12 protein-coding genes and 2 pseudogenes are annotated in these 14032 nt (G+C 71.5%); 7 read left to right on the forward strand and 7 right to left on the reverse strand.

From position 1 onward, the window contains the following. Window positions 1-6: 6 nt before the first annotated feature. From F8271_RS00180 to F8271_RS32070, 4 genes are all read left to right on the forward strand, one after another. Window positions 7-1293, forward strand: coding sequence for a nicotinate phosphoribosyltransferase (locus tag F8271_RS00180; protein ID WP_151487550.1), 1287 nt, complete (start codon window positions 7-9; stop codon window positions 1291-1293). 34 nt (window positions 1294-1327) lie between these two features. Further along, on the forward strand, window positions 1328-1909 hold the full coding sequence (locus F8271_RS00185) for an isochorismatase family protein (RefSeq protein WP_151487551.1): 582 nt from the start codon (window positions 1328-1330) through the stop codon (window positions 1907-1909). Window positions 1910-1949: 40 nt separating this feature from the next. Then, window positions 1950-3194, forward strand: coding sequence for an MFS transporter (locus F8271_RS00190; RefSeq protein ID WP_151487552.1), 1245 nt, complete (start codon window positions 1950-1952; stop codon window positions 3192-3194). Window positions 3195-3296: 102 nt separating this feature from the next. After that, window positions 3297-3653: a hypothetical protein gene (locus tag F8271_RS32070; protein WP_192580068.1), complete on the forward strand. Its 357-nt coding sequence runs from the start codon at window positions 3297-3299 to the stop codon at window positions 3651-3653. 260 nt (window positions 3654-3913) lie between these two features. Here F8271_RS32070 and ctaD read toward each other — a convergent pair whose 3' ends face one another. Beyond that, the gene (ctaD, locus tag F8271_RS00200) at window positions 3914-5671 is read right to left on the reverse strand and encodes a cytochrome c oxidase subunit I (RefSeq protein WP_151487553.1); all 1758 of its coding nucleotides are present in this window, start codon (window positions 5669-5671) and stop codon (window positions 3914-3916) included. A 130-nt stretch (window positions 5672-5801) separates the two neighbouring features. Then, window positions 5802-6908, reverse strand: coding sequence for an FAD-dependent monooxygenase (locus F8271_RS00205; protein ID WP_151487554.1), 1107 nt, complete (start codon window positions 6906-6908; stop codon window positions 5802-5804). A 316-nt stretch (window positions 6909-7224) separates the two neighbouring features. On the opposite strand from F8271_RS00205, the gene F8271_RS00210 reads away from it, so the two are divergent. Further along, window positions 7225-8349 (forward strand): cellulose binding domain-containing protein, encoded by a 1125-nt coding sequence (locus F8271_RS00210; protein WP_151487555.1) that lies wholly within the window; start codon window positions 7225-7227, stop codon window positions 8347-8349. A 146-nt stretch (window positions 8350-8495) separates the two neighbouring features. On the opposite strand, the gene F8271_RS00215 is transcribed toward F8271_RS00210, so the two are convergent. From F8271_RS00215 to F8271_RS00220, 3 genes are all read right to left on the reverse strand, one after another. Continuing rightward, entirely contained in the window at window positions 8496-9461 is a 966-nt protein-coding gene (locus tag F8271_RS00215; RefSeq protein WP_151487556.1) for an N-acetylmuramoyl-L-alanine amidase, read from the reverse strand. Next, a complete protein-coding gene (locus tag F8271_RS32075) occupies window positions 9461-9613 on the reverse strand; it encodes a hypothetical protein (RefSeq protein ID WP_192580069.1) in 153 nt (50 codons plus the stop codon). Before F8271_RS32075 ends, F8271_RS00215 begins: the two co-directional genes overlap by 1 nt. Window positions 9614-9737: 124 nt before the next feature. After that, window positions 9738-10523: an aldo/keto reductase gene (locus tag F8271_RS00220; RefSeq protein ID WP_151487557.1), complete on the reverse strand. Its 786-nt coding sequence runs from the start codon at window positions 10521-10523 to the stop codon at window positions 9738-9740. Between the two features lie 94 nt (window positions 10524-10617). Between F8271_RS00220 and F8271_RS00225 the strand changes: the two are divergent. Continuing rightward, window positions 10618-11528, forward strand: a pseudogene (locus F8271_RS00225) (ATP-dependent DNA ligase). A 14-nt stretch (window positions 11529-11542) separates the two neighbouring features. Continuing rightward, on the forward strand, window positions 11543-12733 hold the full coding sequence (locus tag F8271_RS00230) for a threonine synthase (protein WP_151487558.1): 1191 nt from the start codon (window positions 11543-11545) through the stop codon (window positions 12731-12733). A 52-nt stretch (window positions 12734-12785) separates the two neighbouring features. On the opposite strand, the gene F8271_RS34040 is transcribed toward F8271_RS00230, so the two are convergent. Together F8271_RS34040 and F8271_RS34045 are read right to left on the reverse strand one after the other, a co-directional pair. Then, the gene (locus F8271_RS34040) at window positions 12786-13517 is read right to left on the reverse strand and encodes a pectate lyase (protein ID WP_370461834.1); all 732 of its coding nucleotides are present in this window, start codon (window positions 13515-13517) and stop codon (window positions 12786-12788) included. Window positions 13518-13583: 66 nt separating this feature from the next. Then, window positions 13584-13973, reverse strand: a pseudogene (locus F8271_RS34045) (LamG-like jellyroll fold domain-containing protein); the annotation flags it as partial. Window positions 13974-14032 lie beyond the last annotated feature (59 nt).

Raw genomic sequence — 14032 nt, forward strand, 5'->3', positions numbered from 1 at the left:
GGGGCGGTGAGCACCCTCCGCCCCGCGCTGCTGACCGACCACTACGAGCTGACCATGGTCAGCGCGGCACTGAAGGACGGCACCGCCGACCGCCGCTGCGTCTTCGAGGTCTTCACCCGTCGACTGCCGTCCGGCCGCCGCTACGGCGTGGTCGCCGGCACGGCCCGGCTGATCGAGCTGATCCGTGACTTCCGGTTCGACGAGGCGGAGATCGACTTCCTGCGCCGGACCGGGGTGGTCGACGAGACGGCGGCGGCCTGGCTCGCCGACTACCGCTTCACCGGCGACATCGACGGGTACGCCGAGGGTGAGCTGTTCTTCCCCGGCTCGCCGATCCTCACCGTCTCCGGCGGCTTCGCCGAGTGCGTGGTGCTGGAGACGCTGGCGCTGTCGGTGCTCAACCACGACAGCGCGGTGGCGGCCGCGGCAGCCCGGATGGTGACCGCGGCGCGTGGTCGGGCGCTGATCGAGATGGGGTCGCGTCGGGCGCACGAGGAGTCCGCGGTGGCCGCGGCGCGGGCCGCGTACCTGGCCGGGTTCCGGTTCACCTCCAACCTCGCCGCGGGCGCGCGCTACGGCATCCCCACGGCGGGTACGGCGGCGCACGCGTTCACGCTGCTGCACGACGACGAGCGGGCCGCCTTCGCGTCGCAGGTCGCCACGCTGGGCAAGGACACCACGCTGCTGGTCGACACGTACGACATCAGTCAGGGCATCCGCAACGCGATCGCGGTGGCCGGTCCGGAGTTGCGGGCGGTCCGGATCGACTCGGGTGACCTGGCGGTCATCGCCCAGCAGTCGCGGGAGTTGCTGGACTCGCTGGGCGCCACCGAGACCAAGATCATCGTTTCGGGTGATCTCGACGAGTACTCGATCGCCGCGCTGGCCGCCGAACCGGTCGACATGTACGGCGCCGGTACGGCCGTCGTCACCGGCTCCGGGGCACCGACGGCCGGGCTGGTCTACAAGCTCGTCGAGGTCGATGGCCGGCCCGTGGTGAAGCGTTCCGAGCACAAGGCGACCATCGGTGGCCGGAAGGTGGCCGTCCGCCGGCACAAGCCGACCGGCACCGCCACCGACGAGGTCATCGTCCCGCAGGGCGTGCCGGACCGGCAGCCCAACGACCGGATGCTCCAGCGTTCGTACGTGGTCGACGGCGAGCCGATGGCCCTGCCGACCCTCGACCAGTCCCGGGAGCACCTGCGCGAATGCCTGATCTCCATCCCGTGGGAGGGGTTGAAGCTCTCCGCCGGCGATCCGGCCGTGCCGGTCACCGTCGTACCTGCCAGCTGAGCCGACCGCCGAGCCGACCTGAGAGGGAGACCCGATGGCCAACGCGCTGATCATCGTGGACGTGCAGAACGACTTCTGCGAGGGCGGCTCGCTGGCCGTCGCGGGCGGCGCCGGGGTGGCCGGCGGCATCTCCCGTCTGCTCGCCGCCGAGCCGGACCGGTGGGCGCACGTGGTCGCCACCAAGGACTACCACGTCGACCCGGGCGCCCACTTCGGTGATCCGCCGGACTTCGTGGAGTCGTGGCCCCGGCACTGCGTGGTCGGCACCGCCGGCTCGGAGTTCCACCCCGATCTGGACACGGGCCGGGTCGAGGCGATCTTTCACAAGGGCGAGCACGCCGCGGCGTACTCCGGGTTCGAGGGGCATGCCGAGGACGGAGAGTGCCTGGCCGACTGGCTGCGTCGGCACGACGTGGACCGGGTCGACCTGGTCGGCATCGCCACCGACCACTGCGTCCGGGCGACCGCGTTGGACGCCGCCCGGGAGGGCTTCGCGACCACCGTGCTGCTCGAGCTGACCGCCGCCGTCGCCCCGGAGACCACCGATGTGGCCCTGCGGGCGATGGAGGGCGCGGGGGTGACGATGCACGGGGATCCTGTGATCAGGGCCGCATGAGGCGGTAATTCGTTGGTCATCGGGCCGCCGCCGGTCGAGGATGTCGCCGGAGGTACGGACCGACGTGAACATGAAGCCTTACCGGACAGCGCTCGCCCTGCCCGGCCTGCGGTCGCTGCTGCTGGTCGCCGTCCTCGCCCGCATCCCGCTCACCGCGACCGGGGTGACGCTGACCTTCCACGTGGTGCTCGACCTCGACCGGGGCTACGGCGCGGCGGGCCTGGTCGGAGCGGCCATCACGGTGGGCGCGGCGATCGGTGGCCCGCTGCTCGGTCGCCTGGTGGATCGGCGTGGTCTGCGGCCGGTCCTGGTGCTCACCGGGGTCGCCGAGGCGGTGTTCTGGACCACGGCACCGTCGCTGCCGTACGCCCTGCTGCTGCCGGCCGCCTTCGTGGCCGGCTCGTTGGCCCTGCCGATCTTCTCGGTGGTCCGCCAGTCGATCGCCGCGCTGGTCCCGGAGGACCAGCGACGGCCGGCGTACGCGCTGGACTCGATGTCGGTCGAGCTGTCCTTCATGATCGGCCCGGCGCTGGCCGTTGCCCTGGTCACCGCGATCTCCGCCCAGACCACCATGTATCTGGTGGGCGGCGGCATCGTCGCCGCCGGGATCGCGTTGTGGCTGGTCGATCCCCCGATCCGGGAGGCGGTCGAGAGCGCCGCGCCGCACCGTCGGGTGCCCCGCCGCGAGTGGCTGACCCCCCGACTGCTCGCCGTGCTGGCGCTCAGCACCGCCGCCACCCTGGTGCTCGGCGGCACCGACGTCGCGGTGGTCGCCGTACTGCGGGCCAGTGGTGAGGTCAGCTGGACCGGTGCGGTGCTGGCCATCTGGGCGGTCGCGTCGCTGGTCGGCGGCTTCGCCTACGGGGCCGTGCACCGCTCGTTCTCTCCGCTGGCGTTGACCGCCGCGCTCGCCCTGTGCACCATCCCGGTCGGGCTGGGCGGCGCACACTGGTGGCTGCTCTGCCTGGCGCTGCTCCCGGCCGGGGCGCTCTGCGCGCCGACCATCGCGTCCTCCTCCGACGCCGTCAGCCGGCTCGTCCCGGCCGCGGTACGCGGTGAGGCGATGGGCCTGCACGGCTCAGCGGTCACCGTCGGCATCGCGGTCGGCGCGCCACTCGCCGGCGTGGTGATCGACGCCAGCGCGCCGCTGTGGGGCTTCGTGGTGACGGGTGCGCTCGGCGCGCTGGTCACCCTCGTGGTGCTGCCCATCGAGCTCCGTCGCCGCCGCAACGACGCCGATCTGCCCGCGCCCGTCGAGGCGGACCTGGCCACGGCAACCCGCTGAGGGTGCGGTAAGCCGCACACCGGAATGCGGCACGCCGTTGGCGCCCCGACCGCAGGGAACCGACCGACGCGGCGCCGCCCCAGCGGTGGAGTGCCGGCCCAGGTGCGGATCGGCACCGGCACCGTCGTCGACCTCGGCGTCGGCGTCGACGGCGGCGGCAGCGGCGGCGACGGCGACGGCGACGGCAGCGGCAGCGGCAGCGGCAGCGGCAGCGGCAGCGGCAGCGGCAGCGGCAGCGGCGGCAGCAGCAGCAGCAGCAGCAGCAGCAGCGGCAGCAGCGGCAGCGGCAGCGGCAGCGGCAGCGGCAGCGGCAGCGGCAGCGGCAGCGGCAGCGGCAGCGGCAGCGGCAGCGGCAGCGGCAGCGGCAGCGGCAGCGGCTCGCACGCGATGAACCTGATGCCTGTGAGTCATATTGATGACTCACAGGCATCAGGTATATCGCTGGTCGGTGCCCCATAACCCGGGATATCGCGAGGCCGCGTGGCCGGGCCGCCGTCCATAGCGAGGCCGCGTGGCCGGGCCGCCCCCCAAAGCCAGGCCGCGAGGCCGGGCCGCCCCCCAAAGCCAGGCCGCCAGCGAGGCCGGGCCGCGAGGCCGAAGTCAGGCCGAAGACAGGCAGGCCGAACAGGCAGGCCGAAGACGGGCGGGCCGGACATGGCGACGGGCGCCGCTCCCGGTGGTCCCGGGGGGCGGCGCCCGTCGTACGGCTCAGCCGAGCGTCAGTGCCGGTCGACGTCGCTGGCGGTGTCCTCGCGGTAGCTGGCTCCACCGTCCGACTCGCTGGTGAGCGGCTTGGCGCCACCCTCCGGCGGGCCGGCCACGCTCTGGCCGGCGGCCAGCTCGGGGAACTTCGCGTCGAACGCCGGCCGCTCCGAGCGGATGCGGGGCATCCGGTCGAAGTTGCGCAGCGGCGGCGGGCTACTGGTCGCCCACTCCAGCGAGTTGCCGTGACCCCAGGGGTCGTTCACCTCGACCACCGGGCCGGTCTTGTACGACTTCCAGCAGTTGTAGATGAACGGCAGCGTGGAGATACCGGTGATGAACGCGCCGATCGTGGAGATCGTGTTCAGCGTGGTGAAGCCGTCGCTGGGCAGGTAGTCGGCGTACCGGCGGGGCATGCCCTCGTTGCCGAGCCAGTGCTGCACCAGGAAGGTGGTGTGGAAGCCGATCATGGTGAGCCAGAAGTGCACCTTGCCCAGGCGCTCGTCGAGCATCCGGCCGAACATCTTCGGGAACCAGAAGTAGATGCCGGCGAACACCGCGAACACGATCGTGCCGAAGAGCACGTAGTGGAAGTGCGCCACCACGAAGTACGAGTCGGACACGTGGAAGTCGATCGGCGGGCTGGCCAGCAGCACACCAGTGAGACCACCGAAGAGGAAGGTGACCAGGAAGCCGACCGCCCAGAGCATCGGCGTCTCGAAGCTGATCTGGCCTCGCCACATGGTGCCGATCCAGTTGAAGAACTTCATACCGGTCGGCACGGCGATCAGGTAGCTCAGGAAGCTGAAGAACGGCAGCAGCACCTGGCCGGTGGCGAACATGTGGTGTGCCCAGACGCTCATGGAGAGCGCGGCGATCGCGACGGTCGCGGCGACCAGACCCTTGTAGCCGAAGATCGGCTTGCGGGAGAAGACCGGGATGACCTCGCTGATGATGCCGAAGAACGGCAGCGCGACGATGTACACCTCGGGGTGACCGAAGAACCAGAACAGGTGCTGCCAGAGCATCGGCCCACCGGTCGCGGGGTCGTACACGTGCGCGCCGAGGATGCGGTCCGCGGCGAGCGCGAACAGCGCGGCGGCCAGCAGCGGGAAGACCAGGATCACCAGCAGGCTGGTGACCAGGATGTTCCACGTGAAGATCGGCATCCGGAACATGGTCATGCCGGGCGCGCGCAGCGTGAGCACCGTGGTGATCATGTTCACCGCCCCGAGGATGGTGCCCAGACCGGAGATGGCCAGACCCATGATCCACATGTTGGCGCCGACGCCGGGCGAGTGCTCGACGCTGCTCAGCGGCGCGTACGCGAACCAGCCGAAGTCAGCGGCGCCACCCGGGGTGATGAAACCGGCGGTCGCCATCGTGCCGCCGAACAGGTACAGCCAGTAGGCGAAGCTGTTCAGTCGGGGGAAGGAGACGTCGGGCGCGCCGATCTGAATCGGCACGATGTAGTTCGCGAAGGCGAACACGATCGGCGTCGCGAAGAACAGCAACATGATCGTGCCGTGCATCGTGAAGAGCTGGTTGTACTGCTCGGGCGACAGGAACTGCAGCCCGGGTCGGGCCAGCTCAGCCCGCATGACCAGGGCCATCAGGCCACCGATCATGAAGAACACGAACGCGGTGACCATGTACATGATCCCGATTTGCTTCGCGTCCGTGGTACGCAGCAGCCGCGCGATGGCCGACCCCTTGACCGGCTCCCGGACCGGCCAGGGCCGGGTCACGACCGGCTTGGGTGCGACGGTGGTCACGAGTGGCCTCCGGTTCTCGGTTGTCCCGCTCGGCACACGCTGGTTATCGGCGGGCCGTCATCCGCAAGGATGATAGTCCCCGGCAGGTCGCAGCGCCGCGTGGGGTGGCGTGACACGATCTACTACGGGCCTACAGCGGGCCGAGCAGCAGCCGGTAGTGCTCCCCGAAGATCCGGCCGCCGCGCCCGCGCAGCAGCGGGTCGCGCAGCGCCGGCGGCACGTCCCTGGTCCGGTTGCGGTCGCGGGTCCGGTCGGCCACCCATCGGGTACGCGGACGGCGACGACTCTCGTACGCCACCAGGGCCGCGTCCACGCTGGTGGCGGCGCGCAGCGACTCGGCCAGCACCACGGCGTCCTCCAGCGCCATCGCCGCGCCCTGGGACAGCGTGGGCGCGGTGGCGTGCGCGGCGTCGCCGATGAGCAGCACCCTCCCCCGATGCCAGCGGCCCAGTTCCACCTCGTCGGTGATCCCGACGTGCACCGCGTCGAGCCCCGCCAGCACCTCGGGCACCGGGCCCCGGTAGTTGGCGAAGAGTTCACGCAGCCGGGCGAGGGGGTCGGTGGGCGCCTCAGTGCCGGCCTCGTCGGCGTAGCAGTGCAGCCGGCCGCCGCCGATCGGCACCATGAGGAACCCGGAGCGCTGCCCGAGCAGCGCGGTCCACTCGGTGACCGGCGGGCCGTCGCGCAGCACGGCCCGGTAGACCACCTGCCCGACCGGCCGGGGTGGCCCGCCGAGCACGGCCAGGGCACGGACCGAGGAGCGCGGACCGTCGGCGCCGATGACCAGGTCGTACTCACCGGTGGTGCCGTCGGTGAAGGTGACGCCGACGGCGCCCGGCAGCAGGTCCAGGGTGCGGACCTCGGCGCCGTGGCGGACGGCGCCGCCGGCGCCGCTGAGCAGTACGCGGTGCAGGTCGGCCCGGGGCAGCGCCCGGCACTCGCCGACGTCGGCCCACAGGGCGTCGAGGTCGACCTCGCAGAGCGGCGCGCCGGCGGCGTCGAAGAACCGTTGCCGGCGGATCACCTGCCCGAGCGGGCGGACCGGATCGTGCAGGTCCAGCCGGTGCAGCGCGCGGGCGGCGTTGCCCGGCAGGTAGAGGCCGGCCTCGGTGGACTCCCCCGGTGGCAGCTTGTCGGTGACGTCCGGCCGGAAGCCCGCCAGGCGCAGGGCCCGGGCGACGGCCAGGCCGGCGATGCCCGCGCCGACGACGAGGATGCGCAGGGGGGAGCCACCCATGGTGGTGTACGCCTCCGGAGGGGGAGCGGCACGCGTTGGAGGCAACACGCTACTCGGAGCAATCGGTGCACACCAGGGCCGATCGGCCCGCCCGGCGACGCTCGTCGGCGGCTCGCGTCGCTTAGCTGGCCGTACGGCGAGAGCCGACCGGAGGGGCCGTGGGAATCGTCACAATTCACCAGTTTGACGCGTACGGTTGCGCAACAGTTTCAGGCATGTAAATGTGTCGCTGAGCGTGGGAGCGCTCCCGCATCTGCCCCGAACCCATGCCCCGACCCGTCCGGCGCTCGGGCACGCGCCGCAGTCAAGGAGCGTCATGAAACGTAAGATTCGGGCCCTGGCCGCCGCCGGGCTGCTGGTCGCCAGCTCGCTGGTCGCCGTCGCCCTCGGCGGCAACGCCTCCGCCGACACCCAGATCTGCGAACAGTACGGCTCGGCCGTGATCCAGGGCCGGTACGTCGTGCAGAACAACCGCTGGGGCACCACGGCCCAGCAGTGCATCAACGTCACCAGCAACGGCTTCGAGATCACCACCCTGAACGGCAGCAGCCCGACCAACGGCGCACCCACCGCGTACCCCTCGGTGTTCTTCGGTTGTCACTACACCAACTGCTCCCCCGGCACGAACCTGCCGATCCAGGTGTCCCAGATCAGCAGCGCCACCAGCAGCATCAGCTACCGGTACGTCAGCGGCGCCACCTACAACGCGTCGTACGACATCTGGCTGGACCCGTCACCCAAGCGGGACGGGGTGAACCAGATGGAGATCATGATCTGGCTCAACCGGCAGGGCCCGATCCAGCCCATCGGCTCGGTCGTCGGCACCACCAACCTGGCCGGCCGGACGTGGGAGGTCTGGCGGGGCAGCAACGGCTCCAACAACGTCATCTCCTACGTCGCGCCGTCGGCGATCTCCAGCCTGAACTTCAGCGTGCTGGACTTCATCAACGACGTCCGCAACCGGGGCGCGATCACCAACTCGTGGTACCTGACCAGCATCCAGGCCGGCTTCGAGCCCTGGCAGGGTGGCGTCGGCCTCGCGGTGACGTCGTTCTCGGCCACCGTCAACGGTGGCGGCAACCCGACCACGCCGCCGCCGACCACGCCGCCGCCGGGCGGTGGCGCCAGCTGCGCGGTGAAATACACGGCGAACTCGTGGAACAACGGCTTCACCGCCGACGTGCAGATCACCAACACCGGCTCCAGCGCGATCAACGGGTGGACGATGACCTACAACCTGCCCGGCGGGCAGGCGGTCACCAACGCGTGGAACGCCACGGTGAGCCAGAGCGGCTCCGGGGTGACCGCCCGAAACGTGGGTCACAACGGGTCCATCGCACCCGGCGGCACGGCCAGCTTCGGCTACCAGGGCACGCTGAGCGGGTCGTACTCGTCCCCGACCAGCTTCACGCTGAACGGGGCAACCTGCTCCCGCACCTGAGCTGTCGGGGGGGCGTGACCATTCGGTCGCGCCCCCACCACTCAGGAGGTTTACTCGGGTTCCTTGAAGTCGGGGCATCCTCGCGATGGGGATACCCGAGTTCAGGGAACCCAAGTCGATCAAGCCGGGGCGGGCGCCGTCGGGGGTCAGACGCGGGTGAGGCGTACGGCGTCGGCGATGACCAGGCCCGTCGCGTTGCTCCAGCGGCTCACCGCGACCCGGTTGGCGTCCCCGGCCGGCAGGGTGAAGGTGCCGAGGACGCGCCACTGCCCGCCGGTCACCCGCTGGTCCACGTACACCGTCTTGTTGCCCGTGGTGGTGGCCACGATGTACGGGGTGGCGCTGTTGTAGCCGCTGTTCGTCGGCCACCACGCCTCGACGCGGTAGTTGCCGGTCGCCGGGACGTTGAACCGATACCAGGCGGGGTCGCTCGCGGCGATCGGGTCGGCGTACCGGTAGTCGGCGCCGTAGCGCTGGCTGGAGAACGTCGACACGCCCCAGTTGGCGCTGGCGGTGAACCGTCCGGAGGTGGTGTTGTCGACCGTGGACGACCACGCGGTGCCGCCGCCGGCCATCTTCGCCGCGACGTCGGCGCGCATCACGTTCAGATCGATGAAGGACGGGTCGATCTTGCCGGTGGTGCTGGTCTCCCGGTGGCCCCGGGCGTAGCTGCTGTCCCGGCCGAGCCGGGTGAGCACGGCGGCGGTGGCGGCGATCGACGCGTTGTACTGCGCGGCGGTCATCTCCTGGTTGACGCCGTTGTAGTCGATCTCCCACCCGATCATGAGGGTGTTGCCGTCCCCGGAGGGGATCGGTCCGCTGCCGCCGCTGACTCCGGCATGGTTGCAGCGGCCGGCGGAGATGACGTGGAAGACGCCGTTGTAGTCGACGAGCGCCTGGCAGAGCGGGCCAGGCAGGTCGGAGCGGCCGTTGATGCAGATGCCGAGCGAGGGGTGCGGGTTGCTGGCGCTGGAGGTCGAGGCGGTGTGGTGCCAGAGCACCCCGATCGGGTCGAAGGAGCCGGGGCGCATCCGGTTGAGCCAGTCCCCCTCGACCACGACCTGGACGCCGGCGGCGCGCAGCACGTCCACGAGCCATCCAATCGTGGCCATCAGGACTCCCCGAGCAGGTCGGCCAGGCACTCGGCCTTCGGGGCGGCGTTCGCCGGGGTGGGTCGGACGACGGTGGTCAGCGCGGCGGCCACCAGGGCAGGGATGGCGAGCACCCCGCGGCGGCGCAGACGGATGTGTGGTGACCGGGCCATGGCGATCCTCCAGCTACGGCGGGTTCACGTATCGACGTACGTGATGACGGGCAGGCTATACCGTCATGAGCGTCGATGTCGATACCCTTCACTGCCGAGACACAAGCTGAAGGAAACCGCCGGGTCAGACCTCGCCGAGCGCGTCGATGTCGCGCATCTCCTCCGCCGTCAGCGAGAAGTGGAAGACGTCGAAGTTGGCGGTGATCCGCTCCGGAGTCACCGACTTCGGGATCACCACGATCTCGTGGTCGATGTGCCAGCGCAGCACCACCTGCGCCGGGGACACGCCGTGCGCGCCGGCGATCCGGGTCAGCACCGGATCGCTCAGGTCGCTGGTCTTGAACGGGCTGTACCCCTCCAGCACCACGCCCCGATCCCGGTGTTCGGCGTGCCGCTGCCGGTCGTACAGCGACGGGCTCCACCGGATCTGGTTGACCGCCGGGTTCTCCTCGGTCGACTGGATCAGCTCGTCGATCTCCGGGGTGCTGTAGTTGCTCACCCCGACCGCCCGGGTCAGGTTCTCGTCCCGGGCGGCCAGCAGCTCCCGCCACATCGGGATGCTGTCCGTGGCGGACGGCGGCCAGTGGATCAGCCAGAGGTCCACCTGGTCGACGCCGAGCGCCTCCAGGCTGGCCTCCAACGTCTGGCGCTCGCGGCCCACCCGGTCCGGCGGGAGCTTCGTGGTGATGAAGACGTCCTCGCGGCGCAGCCCGCTCTCCCGCACCGCCCGGCCGACCTCTCGCTCGTTGCCGTACATGGTGGCGGTGTCGAGGTGCCGGTAGCCGGTGTCGAGCGCGGCCAGTACGGCGTCGTAGCCGGCCTGGCCGGTGGCCTGCCAGGTGCCGAAGCCGAGCAGGGGCATCCGCACCTCACCGGGGAGCAGGACGCTGGGCTGGTCGGAGATGTCCATGACGTCCGTTGTACCCCGCCGCACCCCCGGCCGCCGAGTGAACCGGACACTCCGGCCTCCAGCGGTACGGTCCGGTTTGCCGGAGAATGCGGATGTGACCGACCGGCTGGAGGAGTACCGGCGACGGCGGGACGCGGCCCGTACGCCCGAGCCCGTGCCCCGGGATCGCCCCACGGCGGCCGGCGCCGGCGGCGACACCGCCCGTTTCGTCATCCAACAGCACCACGCCCGCAGCCTGCACTGGGACCTGCGCCTGGAACACGAGGGTGTGCTCGCCTCCCACGACCGGGGCACCTACCGGTGCGAGAAGTGGCGCGACGACGAGGTGATCGCGACGCTGTCCGGTGACCGCACCGAAGGCCGGTACGCGCTGTTCGCGACCGGCGGCCGGGACTGGATGGTCCGGCGCACCGATCCCGCGCCGCCCGGGTGGACGTCGATGCCCGACCTGGTCCGCCCGATGCACGCCACGCCCGCCGCCGGGCTCCCCCGCGACCGCGCGAACTGGGGGTACGAGCTGCGGTGGGACGGGGCGCGGGCGATGGCGTACGTCTCCGGTGGGCGGCTGCGGCTGCTCTCCGAGACCGACGAGGAGGTCACCGGCGGGTACCCGTGGCTGCGCGCGATGGCCGCGGCGCTCGCGCCCACCGAGGCGGTGCTGGACGGGTGCTGGTCCGCATCGACGGCGCCGGCCGGGTGCGCCCGGCCCGTCCGGCCGGAGGCGGCCGGGTTCCGGCCGGCGCGGCGTTCCTGATCGTCGACCTGCTCTGGCTGGAGGGCGTGAGCAGCGTCGACGTGCCGTACGCGCAACGCCGTGAGCTGCTCGATGGGCTGGCGTTGACCGGTACGCACTGGCAGACTCCGCCGTGGTTTCCCGGTGCCGGCGACGAGGCTCTGCGCACCGGGCTGGAGCAGGGGCTGCCCGGTGTGGTCGCCAAGCGACTGGACTCGGTCTACGAGCCGGGCCGGCGCAGCCGACGGTGGTTGAGCATCGACGCGGTCTGACGGCGAGGAGCGACGTGTACCTGACCCATCTGGACTGCCCGCGCTGCGGCAAGGAGTACGCCGCCGACGAGTTGCACAACCTCTGCGGGTGCGGCTCGCCGCTGCTGGCCCGCTACGACCTGCCGGAGGTGGCGAAGGCGGTCGCCCCGGAGCGCTTCGGACTGCGTCCGGCCGACCTGTGGCGCTACCGGGAGCTGCTGCCGGTCGCCGACCCGCGGCACGTGACCACGCTGGGCGAGGGTTGGACGCCGCTGCTGCGCGCCCCGGCGTACGGCGCCGAGATCGGCATCGCCGACCTGATGGTCAAGGACGAGGGGTTGATCCCGACCGGCTCGTTCAAGGCACGCGGCGCGGCGGTCGGGGTGAGCCGGGCCCGTGAGCTGGGCGTCGAGCGGATCGCGATGCCCACCAACGGCAACGCCGGGTCGGCCTGGGCGACGTACGCGGCGCGCGCCGGAATGGGCGCGACCATCGTCATGCCGCTGGAGGCGCCGAGCATCTGCCGGCGCGAGTGCGTGGCCGCCGGGGCCGACCTGCGTCTGGTCGACGGGCTGATCAGCGACGCCGGCCGGCGGGTGGCCGAGCTGATCGCGGAGTCCGGCGGGGCGATCTTCGACGCCGGCACGCTGCGCGAGCCCTACCGGCTGGAGGGCAAGAAGACGATGGGGTACGAGATCGTCGAGCAGCTCGGCTGGCAGGTGCCCGACGTGATCATCTACCCGACCGGCGGCGGCGTCGGCCTGATCGGCATCCACAAGGCGCTGCACGAGCTGCGTGAGCTGGGCTGGGTCGGCGACAAGCTGCCCCGGTTGGTGGCGGTGCAGTCGACCGGCTGCGCGCCGATCGTGCGGGCGTTCGCCGCCGGGGAGGACCGGGCACAGCCGTGGGTGGACGCACACACCGTGGCGTTCGGCATCACCGTGCCGGCGCCGCTGGGCGACGAGCTGATCCTGGCCGCGCTGCGGGAGTCCTCCGGCACGGCGGTCGCCGTCGACGACGCGGACATCCTGGCCGACCTGCGGGACTTCGCCGCCCGGGAGGGGCTGCTGCTCTGCCCGGAGGGTGCGGCCTGCCTGACCGCGGCACGGCAGCTGCGTGCCGGGGGCTGGATCCGGGCCGGTGAACGGGTGGTGGTGCTCAACACCGGCGCCGGGCTGAAGTATCCGGACACGGTCGACGTGTCCGGCGTACCCCTGATGGTGTGAGGAGTCGGCACCCCGCGGACCGGGCGGTCCGCGGGGTGCCGTCCTGCCGGGTCTACTGGTAGGTGATGTCCGAGGGCGAGTACAGGCAGTTCACGCCGTCGGCGCCCTCGCCGATCTCGGTGGGCTCGCTGCCCTTCGGTACGCCCTTGTACTTGACGCAGATCGAGGTCTCCCGGTCCGGGTCGCCGACGATGGTGATCCGGCTGAACCGGGCGGTGTCACCCCAGTTGGTGTTGATGCCGGCGATCGCGTCGGTGTTCCGGACGACCACGTTGTCGATCACCACGTGCCGCTGGTACGACGTGGAGCAGTTGCCGCAGGCCCGGTAGAGCTTTCCGGCGTTCTCCACCCGGAAGTTCTTGATGTAGACGGTGCCCGCGCCGTTGTGCTGGAAGACCTTGTCGCTGGCGGAGCGGGCGCCGCCACCGTCGACGGTGTACGTGGTGCCGCCGCGGAAGGTGGCCGCGTCCTCGCCCACGTCCTCCCACCAGACGTTGATCAGGGTGCAGTTGCCCTCGCAGTGCACGCCGTCACCGGCCGGTGCGCCGATGATCACGTTGCGCAGGGTGGTGCCGGCGGCCAGCTCGAACATCGGGTCCTGGCTCTCGCTCTGCCCGCCGTCGCCGATGCCGTAGTAGCGCTTGAGCCCACCGTCGAACGTGCCGGACACCGCGATCGTGGCGTCCACCTTCTGGCTGCTGGTGGGCGTCGGCCAGCCGGCCGGTGGCGGGGTGCTGGTCGGTGGGGTGGTCGGGGCGCCACCACCGGACGAGTCGACCACCACGTCGTCGAAGCCGCCGCTGGCGTACGCGGTGACCAGCCCGATCCGGCCGGCGCCCGACAGGCTGTTGCTGCCGGCGGCGATCTGGGTGCCGTTGACGAAGCCGCGGATGGTGCTGCCGCTGCTCTCGATGCGCAGCGTGTACCAGGTGCCGGTGCTGACGCCGAGTGACGCCGAGCCGATCGCGGTGATGCTGCTGCCGTTGACGGCCTGCAACTCGGCCCGTCCGGAGCCGAGCAGGGCCAGCCGGTACATCTTGGTGCTGCTGGTGGACCGGGCGGCGAGCCCGACGAGGGCGCCGGACGAGCCGAAGCTCGCCGGCCGGACCCGGGCCTGCACCGAATAGTTGGTCCAGCTGGTCTGGCCGGCGAACTGCCGGGCCAGCTCGCTGCCGGCGTTGGACTGGTTGAGCACTCCCGAGCCGACCTCCCAGGTACCACCGGATTTGGACCAGCCGGAGGTGTCGCCGTCGGTCCGAAGCGGGGTGAAGCGGAATCAAGGCCCTGGGGAAAGGGCTT

The sequence above is a fragment of the Micromonospora sp. ALFpr18c genome, from assembly GCF_008868155.1.
GTDB lineage: Bacteria > Actinomycetota > Actinomycetes > Mycobacteriales > Micromonosporaceae > Micromonospora.